The organism is Streptococcus sp. oral taxon 431, assembly GCF_023115445.1.
GTDB lineage: Bacteria > Bacillota > Bacilli > Lactobacillales > Streptococcaceae > Streptococcus.
Map to the genome: position 1 here is coordinate 1 of NZ_JALDUI010000028.1, position 9,966 is coordinate 9,966.

Sequence of the window (9,966 nt, forward strand, 5' to 3'; positions counted from 1 at the left end):
TAAGTATTCAACAATTCATGAAGGGCGTAGTAATCATCCAGCCACAATCCTCCTTCTGGTAGGCGATGGCTAATTTCTCCTACTTCTTCATAGGCCATCCGGTCTAGGCGACGTTTTTGACTCTCTTGTTTTCTGACACTATCAAGGATTCGATTGCGAAATTTTGTTTTGAAGTAGACGTAGAGTTTCTTTTCTTCTTCCACTAGTTCTGGATGGTGTTCTAGAAGTTCATGGAGACAAATCATGCCTTCTTGCTCCCAGTCTTCTTTTTCCCATAGATGAAGATAGTAATCTTTTCGGCATCTATGGACAATTCCTTTTACCTTCTCATAATACTTTTCAAGCATTTGCTTTCCCCCTTTCTCTGCTTGTAGTATAGCAGAGAAAGGGGGAAAGAAGGGCACTAGTTTCTATCTTGTGCTGTTTTTACTCTCTAATGTTATGGAAGTTGTGAATGCTGACAAGTGAGAGTGAAAAAAGACAACTGTTGTCTCTACAGTTGTCTTTGTTTGTGATTTTATATTGATAATATTTTTGATTAAAGTTCTGCAATCTGATTAAGATTTACTTCTGCTACTGTATCATTCCCAAACATAGAGATAATCATCTTGACTTTGTTGTTATCAATTTCTGTAATCTTACCTGTGTAATCCGCGAAAGCACCGTCAATAATACGAACAGTTTGACCAACTTCAACATCAATGTCAAATTCTTGGACAGTTTGACCCATAGAAACTAAAATATCGCGAATTTCTTGTTCCAAAAGTGGAGTTGGTTTTGATCTATTTCCGTGTGAACCTACGAATCCTGTTACGTTTGGTGTGTTACGTACAACAAACCATGCTTCGTCGGTCATAACCATTTCTACAAGAACATACCCTGGAAAGCGATTTTCTTCGATTTCTTTTTTCTTTCCATTTTTTTCTACTTGCACTGTTTGTGTAGGAATTTCAACACGTAGAATATTTTCTAGCATATTGTATGTTTGTGCACGTTGCAATAGATTTTCTTTTACTTTATTTTCGTAGCCAGAGTAAGTTTGTAGCACAAACCATCCTTTATCAAAACTATCCATGTTTTTTCCTTTCCTAACTGAAGAATTTCAGCGACTAGATCTTTTCCTTAGCTTATTTTAAAAAATATTAATAAAACGAATCAATCCGCTAACAATCAATTGGTCAAAAATATAAATCATCACTACAAAGAAAGCAGTGTATTCCATGATAGATTTAAAATCTAACCAACTTTCCTTGCGAGTCGGCCAAGTTGTTTCTTTAAGAAGTTTAAAAATATCCTTAATAAAACGCATCGTTTTCTCCTATCTCGTTTCTCGGTGTGTGGTGTACTTGCCACAGTGTTTACAAAATTTATTTACTTCTAAGCGTGTTGGTTTTGGATTGCCACTAATCTTAATCGAATAGTTTCTAGAACCACAAACCGCACAGGCTAGACTTGCTTTTTTAAGTGCCATAACGCCTCCATCTTACCTATTATAACAATAAACCTCTGCTTTGACAAGTTAAATCGTTTTTGATTTTTTAAGGTGATTTCTCAACTAATTTTTCAAAGTAACTTCCACTTGTTTTACCAAGGGATTTATCCAAAATACTTTTAAACATAATTTCTCAAAAGAAAAGCGTCATAACAAGTCAGCGACTCTAACTCCTGATCTAAAAAATCAAACAAGTCTAAAAATATTTCCCTTGGTATCGGTAAACTTGCTTCAAATTCTTTCTTCTGTTGCTGCTTATACTCTGCCAGTAATTTCTTTTTCTTCTCTTTTTCCATTTTCTCCTCCGACTAACTTCTCTGGTACTTTTGAGACTAATACTCAATGAAAATCAAAGAGCAAACTAGGAAGCTAGCCGCAGGTTGCTCAAAACACCGTTTTGAGGTTGTGGATAGAACTGACGAAGTCAGTAACACATATACGGTAAGGCGACACTGACGTGGTTTGAAGAGATTTTCGAAGAGTATAACTTTCTTCAACAATGTTCAACAGTCCTTCACTCCTCTCATTATAGCACTAAATTCCTTTTATTGATGAGATTTTTGATAGCAAACAAAAAGAGTCAGCAAGCCAACTCTTTCGATCTCTATTCACTTTTTTCCATCAAGAAATCATAGATTTCCTGGACTGTTCCAAGCGCCATAATCTCCTGTTCTTTAACAGTTTGTTTAAGCTTTTGATAAATCCGACTTTCAGCTATATCACGCTTTTCAGCCTCTTTATTCACCCTCATGACTCCATTTTCAATGGTCACAAAGCCAAGCTCTTCAAATATCTGAATCATTTTGACTAATAGGATTTGCTCAATCTTGAGATAGGCCGCCAAATCCTTGAGTTTATAGCGAATATCGAACTCTGGGAACTGATAGATGGTTTTATACAATTTTGCAAACTGCTCTCTTGTGCCATAGCCCGTCAAGTAGTAAGCCTTAGCGATATCATTTTTAAAGTAAAGAGCTGAAAACTCCTGCTCCTGACAGATTTTCTTAAGGAGGGATATATCCTCAGGGATATTCTTCACGACAATAGCTGGACAAGAGGTCACATCAGGTAACTCTTGCGTAAAGTCCAAAACAGGTACACCTTCTGGCAACAGGGCATTCTTACCACGGATGTTAAAGAGCTGGACACCTTCTACACGGGCATCAACCATCATCAACTGCAAGGTTGTTTGTCCATTCCATTGGTTGACAGAGAGAGTCACTGCTAGTTCCAGTTGCTTGGTCTGTGAGAATTCAGTCGCCCATTTCCCTTGACCAAAAGCGACTACCTCAAAACTGGCCTCACCTTTTGAAATTTTCAGCTTGAGATGAGCATTACCAGCCCCCATAACGCGAGCATTTTCAACTTGAAAATCTCGAATGTAGAAGACAGGTTTTTGGTTATCCATCCCAAAAGGAGCTAGACGTTCAAAACTTTTCACCGTCTCCAAACTCAAGTCCTCTAAGTCCAGTTCTTCATCTAAAAATAAATTGTTTTTACCTTGGGCATCTGCACCTTTTTCTCGGATATAGGCTTCCAAAACATCGGATAAGACTTCCAACTTATCCACTTCAAGGGTCATACCTGCAGCACCTGCGTGACCACCAAAGGCGATAAACAGTTCTCGATGCGGGTCCAAGGCTTCAAAGATATCGACTGCTTCTACGCTTCGAGCACTCCCCTTGGCGCGTCCATCTTCGATATTCAGTACAATGACTGTCTGCCCTAGTTCTTCAAGCAAACGCCCAGCTACAATTCCAAGAACTCCCGGATTCCAGCCTTCCTTGGCCAAAACTTGAACACTTTTATCAGGATCCACCATTTTCTTAGCTTCATCGTAAATGAACTGAACAACTTCCTTACGTTCTTCATTCTTTTGATGAATCAAAAGGGCGATTTCATGCACTTCCTCATCGTCAAATCCAGTCAACAAATCAATAGCTGGATTGGGATCATCCAAACGTCCTAGAGCATTTAAACGCGGTGCTAACTGAAAACCAACTGTCTCTTCTGTCACATCACTACTCGAAATCCCAGCGATTTCAAACATTTCTTGCAAGCCCATTCGCTGAGTATTGCGCAAGACCTCAAGACCATATTGGACCATGATACGATTTTCGTCCGTCAGGCTGACCATATCGGCAATTGTACCGATGGCAACCAAGTCCAACAACTCGACCTGTACTTCTTCCAAAAGAGCACAAGCCAACTTAAAAGCGACCCCACACCCCGCCAAATGCTTGAAAGGATAGTCCGCCCCTGGATGTTCAGGATGGATAATAGCATAGGCATCTGGTAAAATCTCAGGCATAGAATGGTGGTCAGTCACAATGACGTCCACTCCCATAGACTGAGCCAAATCAATGGCCTCATGCCCCGCCACACCATTGTCCACAGTCACAATCAAAGACACACCCTGCTGTTCGATAAAATATTTGTAGACACTGGCATTTGGACCATAGCCGTCCGTAAAGCGATTAGGAAGATAAACCAGGCACTCAGCGCCTAACTGTTCTAAACTTTCCTTAACAATGGAAGCCGAAGTCATCCCATCCGCATCGTAGTCCCCGTAAATGAGAATCAGTTCCCCTTGCTCAATAGCATGGCGAATCCGCTCCACTGCCTTTTCCATATCATTTAAAAGGTAGGGATCATGCAAATCCTCCAAAGAAGGTTCTAAAAATTTTTTCAGACTGGCCTCATCCTTGATGCCTCGTTCAAATAACAAACGAGCCACTTCCGCGCCCAAACCAGCTTTCTTAGCGATCTTTGTAAAATCCGCATCCTCAACTTGCGGAGCAAATTGCCAATTATAAGTAGGAATTATCAAAAAAATCATCCACTCTTTCTTACGATTCTATCGTTTTATTATAACATGATTTTCAGTTTTTCTCTATCCGGTTTACTTTTATCAAAGTTTTACTAATTTCTTTGTAATATCATTTGACAAGAAAACGCTTTTGTTGTAGAATCTATGTTACAAAATCTAACACAAAGGAGAAAGATTATGACTTTAGTAGAATTTAAAGCTGTTGAAAAGTATTACGGAGACTACCACGCACTCCAGAATATCAACCTTCGTTTTGAAAAAGGCCAAGTTGTTGTATTACTTGGACCATCTGGTTCTGGAAAGTCCACGCTTATCCGTACCATCAATGGTCTAGAGGCGATTGATAGCGGAAGTCTCCTGGTAAACGGACACCAAATGGCAGGTGCTAGCCAAAAGGATTTGGTCCCCCTCCGCAAGGAAGTAGGTATGGTTTTCCAACATTTTAATCTTTATCCACACAAGACCGTGTTAGAAAATGTAACTCTTGCACCTATTAAAGTACTGGGTATTGATCCCAAAGTGGCTCAAAAAACTGCGCAAAAATATTTAGAATTTGTAAATATGTGGGATAAGAAAGAGTCCTATCCAGCCACCTTATCAGGCGGACAAAAGCAACGAGTAGCTATCGCTAGAGGCCTGGCTATGAAACCTGAACTCCTCCTCTTTGACGAACCAACCTCAGCTCTCGACCCCGAAACAATCGGCGATGTCCTAGCTGTTATGCAAAAACTAGCCCACGACGGCATGAATATGATCATCGTCACACACGAAATGGGCTTCGCTCGTAAGGTAGCTGATCGCATCATCTTTATGGCAGAAGGGCAAGTCCTGGTCGATACAACAGATGTGGATGCATTTTTTGATCACCCAAGTGAACCGCGCGCCCAACAATTTCTCAGCAAGATTATCAACCACGAAAGTGACAAGGTCAAATAAGGAGATGCCTATGAAAAAGAATTTCTTTCTTGCAACAGTAGTTACCAGTCTTTTAAGCATTGGATTTGTGACATCAGTTCAAGCAGATACCAGTATCGCAGATATCCAAAAAAAGGGAGAAATCGTTGTTGGCGTCAAACAAGACGTCCCTAATTTCGGCTATAAAAACCCGAAAACTGGAGAATTCTCAGGTATTGAAACAGATTTAGCCAAACTGATTGCAGATCAACTCAAGGTCAAGGTCCGCTACGTTCCAGTTACTGCTCAAACTCGAGGTCCTCTGTTAGACAACGAACAAGTGGATATGGATATCGCCACCTTCACAATTACTGACGAACGAAAAAAACTCTACAACTTCACCAGCCCTTACTATACAGACGCCTGTGGATTTTTGGTAAATAAATCAGGTAAGATTAAAGATATTGAAGATTTAAACGGAAAAACCATTGGAGTCGCACAAGGATCCATCACCCAAAAGCTGATTACAGAGCTAGGTAATAAAAAAGGCCTTGCCTTTAAATTTGTCGAACTCGGCTCTTATCCTGAATTAATCACCTCCCTCCACGCCCATCGGATTGATGCCTTCTCGGTAGACCGTTCTATCCTTTCCGGCTATACCAGCAAAAGAACAGAACTACTTGACGATAGCTTCAAACCTTCTGACTATGGTATTGTAACCAAAAAATCGAACACGCAACTGAATGACTATCTAGATCAATTGGTTGTCAAATGGAGTCAGGATGGGACCTTGCAGGACTTATACGATCGCTACAATCTCAAACCTTCCAAACACTCAGCAGAATAAGGAGGTAGCTACATGATAGATTCATCATCTTGGACAGCTTATTTTCAACATTTTGGTCAATTTTTTAACGGATTTCTCTTTACTATAGCTATCGCTCTAGGTTCTTTTGCCCTAGCCATGCTATTAGGCATCCTATTCGGTACCTTATCCACTAGCAAACATGGCAGTTTACGGATCTTATCCCGTATCTTTGTCGAATTTTATCAAAACACCCCTCTCCTAGTTCAGTTCGTTATTGTATTTTACGGCTTGCCTCTGATTAGTAACCATACTATCATGATTCCCATCTACTGGACTGCCGTTCTTTGTGTCGGACTCTACCACGGCGCCTATATCGCTGAGGTCATTCGATCAGGAATTCAGTCTATCCCTAGAGGCCAACTCGAAGCCGCTCTTTCTCAGGGATTCACCTATGCAAATGCAATGCGCTTGATTATCTTACCGCAGGCTTTTCGCATCATTCTCCCTCCCTTAACCAACCAAGTCGTCAACCTGATTAAGAATACTTCGACAGTAGCTATCATTTCTGGAGTTGATCTTATGTTTGTCACCAAATCTTGGTCCGCACTCAACGGCAACTACATCCCAGCCTTTTTAGGCGCCGCCTTCTTCTACTTTTCCCTCTGCTTCCCTGTTGCTCAATTTGGACGAAAAATGGAGCAAGCTAACAAAAAAGCTTATTCACTTTAGGAGGTTTTTATGGAAAGTATTCTTGAAGTTCTCAGTCTAGACAACCTCATCTTTATTTTAAAAGGTTTTGGTCTAACCCTCTATATCTCTTTGATTGCTATCACGCTTTCAACACTAATTGGAACCATCCTCGCTGTCATGCGTAATGGAAAAAACACCCTATTACGAATCCTTGCTAGTGTCTACATTGAATTTGTACGAAATGTTCCTAATCTACTCTGGATTTTCACTATTTTTTTAGTCTTTAAAATGAAATCTACCCCAGCTGGAATCACCGCCTTTACTCTCTTTACATCTGCAGCTCTGGCTGAAATTATCCGAGGTGGTCTTAACGCAGTGGATCAAGGACAATACGAGGCAGGGATGGCACAAGGTTTCTCCTATCGCCAAATCCTTTATCACATCATCCTACCGCAAGCCATCCGCAAGATGCTCCCTGCCATCATCTCTCAATTTGTAACAGTGATTAAGGATACAAGTCTTTTATACTCTGTAATCGCCCTCCAAGAGCTTTTTGGTGCCAGTCAAATTCTCATGGGCCGATACTTTGAACCGGAACAGGTTTTCAGCTTATATATCCTGGTCGCTCTAATCTACTTCAGCTTCAACCTAGCTATTTCAAGCCTTTCACGGACTCTAGCAAAACGTTGGCAACAAGCTGCAGAATAACAAGAGGTTGGGACAAAAAATCCCGACCTCACTTTTTATTAACAATCAAACATTGACGCGGTAGCTGATTGAACTTTTTGTTCGTCTTTTAGACTCCAAAATGCTCCTAATCATCCTCGCGGGGCTGGGACTACGAAATCGAGACTTTGTCTATCGATTTCTGTCCCACCGCCTTTTGAGAGAAATCTTTTTGCTTATTTCTTTACTAAAAAATAAGCTAGGAAATGTTAAACTGACAAACTCTATGCTAGACTAGAAATATGGAACATCATTTTAATCATCGAGCAGAATCATTTGATTCTCCAAAAAATCAATTTCTGGCCGATCTTGTTTGCCAGCATCTAATAAAACAAGTGCCTGATTTGTCAAACAAATCAATCCTAGACTTTGGAGGTGGAACTGGCCTTATCGCCCTTCCTCTTGCCAAACAAGCTAAATCAGTGACCTTGGTTGATATTGCGGACAAGATGCTTGCGCAAGCTCGTCTCAAGATTGACAGTCAAAAACTTGCAAACCTATACTTGATTCAACAGGATTTATTACTTGAACCACTTGAAGAAGAGTTCGACCTTATTATCGTCAGTCGAGTTCTTCATCATATGCCTAATCTTGATGACAGTCTATCTATGTTCAAGGAACATTTGACTCATGGCGGACAACTCTTTATTGCTGATTTTACTCTACCAGCTGGAGAGACACACGGTTTTATCATTTCTGAACTTGAAGAAAGCCTCAGCCAACAAGGTTTCTCGGAAATAACAAGTCAAATACTCTACAGCTCAGACCATCTCTTTCTCCATAAACCTTCCCAATTATTTCTTACAAGTAGCAAAAATATTTAGCCCTTAGAGTATCAGACAAGCACTAAAAACAAAGCAAATGCTAATCTTTACTCAGTTTTTGCATTTTCCCAATAGATAAGGTATAATAGTTGTATTGTCTTTTGGGGTCGTTACGGATTCGACAGGCATTATGAGGCATATTTTGCGACTCGTGTGGCGACGTAAACGCTCAGTTAAATATAACTGCAAAAAATAACACTTCTTACGCTCTAGCTGCCTAAAAACCAGCAGGCGTGACCCGATTCGGATTGCTCGTGTCTGATGACAGGTCTTATTATTAGCGAGATACGATCAGGCTTTGTCTAGCAGTTTGATAAGAGATTTATAGACTCGCAGTTCCTAGGCTTGAGTTATGTGTCGAGGGGCTGTTAAAACAATACATAACCTATGGTCGTAGACAAATATGTTAGCAGGTGTTTGGACGTGGGTTCGACTCCCACCGGCTCCATTATATTAAAAAAACGTTGATGTTCTCAACGTTAGAACGAAGACAAAGTCCTTGGAAGTCAAGTTTCCAAGGGCTTTTCTTTGTGTAAAGTCGTATAATAGAGGCAAGAAGAGTTGTGAGGTGTTCCTATGTTTCAAACGTTGATGATATCAACGTTTTTTCTGTCATCATACAAGTTTACAATGTTACATCAAGACACTTGAAAGATGGCAACATTAACTTTTCTTCTATGGGAAAAATAGCATATATAGTGGATTGAACTTAGAGTAGTACAATATAAATTCTAAAACATTTTTAGAAATTAATTTGACTTTCCTAACCTCTTTGTTCACATCTTATTTCAATCAACTATACATTGAACAGCTATTCAATTGAATTTTTAGCATTTTAAAGATCTGTAAGACTGACATTTCCCCTTTCTCCTAATCATTATCCATCAAAAAAACCGTAAGAATTTCTTCTTACGGTTTTTCTAGCAAATTCATAGAATTGAGATTCTCAGTTTTGCTTTATTTGAGTAATTTCTTACTCTTCTTCCTCACGTTTTTTAGCGAAGAGGAGTCCGCCTGTCGCTGCTGCAAGAAGTGCTAAAGCAAGTGAAGCGCTAGATTGTTCTGTACCAGTATTTGGCAATTCTTTCGCTCCTGCTTTCTTAGCTGGTGCTTGAGCAGGTGAATCTTGGTTAGCAGCTGTAACAGCTTTTTCAGCTGGAATGACTGCTACTGAACCATCTTCAAAGGTTACAACTACTGATCCATCATTGTTAACCTTAATATCTTTCGCGGTTGGGTTAGCTTTCTTAACTTCGTCGGCTACTTTAGCTTTTTCGGCGTCAGTCAAGTTGCTTGGATCTGTAACTGGGGTTACTGATGGATTCTTAACTCCATCTGATTCCTTAACTTTATCTGATGATTTCTTAACTGTCTTATCGGCTGGAATAACAGCTGTTGTGCCATCTTCAAAGGTTACAACTACTGATCCGTCTTTGTTAACCTTGATATCTTTCGCAGTTGGGTTTGCTTTCTTAACTTCGTCGGCCACTTTAGCTTTTTCGGCGTCAGTCAAGTTGCTTGGATCTGTAACTGGAGTTACTGATGGATCTTTAACGACTTTATTAGTTGGATCTTTTACAGTTACTTTAACTGGTACTTCATCCTTAGAACCATCTGGGTAAGTCACAACGACTGTAGTTCCTTTATCACCTGGTGTAGTTGTGTCTACTGGTGTCTTGAACTCTACTGTTGTGCCCTTAGG

The 9,966-nt window shown here is 40.1% G+C and carries 12 protein-coding genes and 1 other RNA gene; 6 read left to right on the forward strand and 7 right to left on the reverse strand.

Annotated features, from left to right (window positions below; all coding sequences use genetic code 11):
• The 6 genes from M1R56_RS09805 to recJ all read right to left on the reverse strand — a co-directional run.
• Positions 1-347, reverse strand: a 347-nt coding sequence (locus tag M1R56_RS09805) for a sigma-70 family RNA polymerase sigma factor (protein WP_248036021.1), incomplete at its 3' end; no start/stop codon positions are given.
• Between the two features lie 191 nt (positions 348-538).
• Entirely contained in the window at positions 539-1,075 is a 537-nt protein-coding gene (gene nusG, locus M1R56_RS09810) for a transcription termination/antitermination protein NusG (protein WP_045763385.1), read from the reverse strand.
• 57 nt (positions 1,076-1,132) lie between these two features.
• Positions 1,133-1,309: a preprotein translocase subunit SecE gene (gene secE, locus M1R56_RS09815; RefSeq protein WP_001211016.1), complete on the reverse strand. Its 177-nt coding sequence runs from the start codon at positions 1,307-1,309 to the stop codon at positions 1,133-1,135.
• Between the two features lie 9 nt (positions 1,310-1,318).
• A complete protein-coding gene (gene rpmG, locus M1R56_RS09820) occupies positions 1,319-1,471 on the reverse strand; it encodes a 50S ribosomal protein L33 (protein ID WP_001809375.1) in 153 nt (50 codons plus the stop codon).
• Positions 1,472-1,611: 140 nt separating this feature from the next.
• Positions 1,612-1,788 (reverse strand): hypothetical protein, encoded by a 177-nt coding sequence (locus M1R56_RS09825; RefSeq protein WP_248036022.1) that lies wholly within the window; start codon positions 1,786-1,788, stop codon positions 1,612-1,614.
• A 308-nt stretch (positions 1,789-2,096) separates the two neighbouring features.
• Positions 2,097-4,322, reverse strand: coding sequence for a single-stranded-DNA-specific exonuclease RecJ (recJ, locus tag M1R56_RS09830; RefSeq protein ID WP_248036029.1), 2,226 nt, complete (start codon positions 4,320-4,322; stop codon positions 2,097-2,099).
• 177 nt (positions 4,323-4,499) lie between these two features.
• On the opposite strand from recJ, the gene M1R56_RS09835 reads away from it, so the two are divergent.
• The 6 genes from M1R56_RS09835 to ssrA all read left to right on the forward strand — a co-directional run bounded on the left by M1R56_RS09835 (position 4,500) and on the right by ssrA (position 8,715).
• The gene (locus M1R56_RS09835; RefSeq protein WP_248036023.1) at positions 4,500-5,258 is read left to right on the forward strand and encodes an amino acid ABC transporter ATP-binding protein; all 759 of its coding nucleotides are present in this window, start codon (positions 4,500-4,502) and stop codon (positions 5,256-5,258) included.
• A gap of 10 nt (positions 5,259-5,268) precedes the next feature.
• The gene (locus M1R56_RS09840; RefSeq protein WP_248036024.1) at positions 5,269-6,063 is read left to right on the forward strand and encodes a transporter substrate-binding domain-containing protein; all 795 of its coding nucleotides are present in this window, start codon (positions 5,269-5,271) and stop codon (positions 6,061-6,063) included.
• Positions 6,064-6,075: 12 nt separating this feature from the next.
• Entirely contained in the window at positions 6,076-6,753 is a 678-nt protein-coding gene (locus tag M1R56_RS09845) for an amino acid ABC transporter permease (protein WP_248036025.1), read from the forward strand.
• 9 nt (positions 6,754-6,762) lie between these two features.
• Positions 6,763-7,422 (forward strand): amino acid ABC transporter permease, encoded by a 660-nt coding sequence (locus M1R56_RS09850; RefSeq protein ID WP_248036026.1) that lies wholly within the window; start codon positions 6,763-6,765, stop codon positions 7,420-7,422.
• Positions 7,423-7,682: 260 nt separating this feature from the next.
• Positions 7,683-8,264: a class I SAM-dependent methyltransferase gene (locus M1R56_RS09855; protein ID WP_248036027.1), complete on the forward strand. Its 582-nt coding sequence runs from the start codon at positions 7,683-7,685 to the stop codon at positions 8,262-8,264.
• A 103-nt stretch (positions 8,265-8,367) separates the two neighbouring features.
• Positions 8,368-8,715: a transfer-messenger RNA gene (ssrA, locus tag M1R56_RS09860) on the forward strand.
• A gap of 522 nt (positions 8,716-9,237) precedes the next feature.
• Here ssrA and M1R56_RS09865 read toward each other — a convergent pair.
• The coding region (locus tag M1R56_RS09865; RefSeq protein WP_248036028.1) for a Rib/alpha-like domain-containing protein at positions 9,238-9,966 on the reverse strand (729 nt) is incomplete at its 5' end.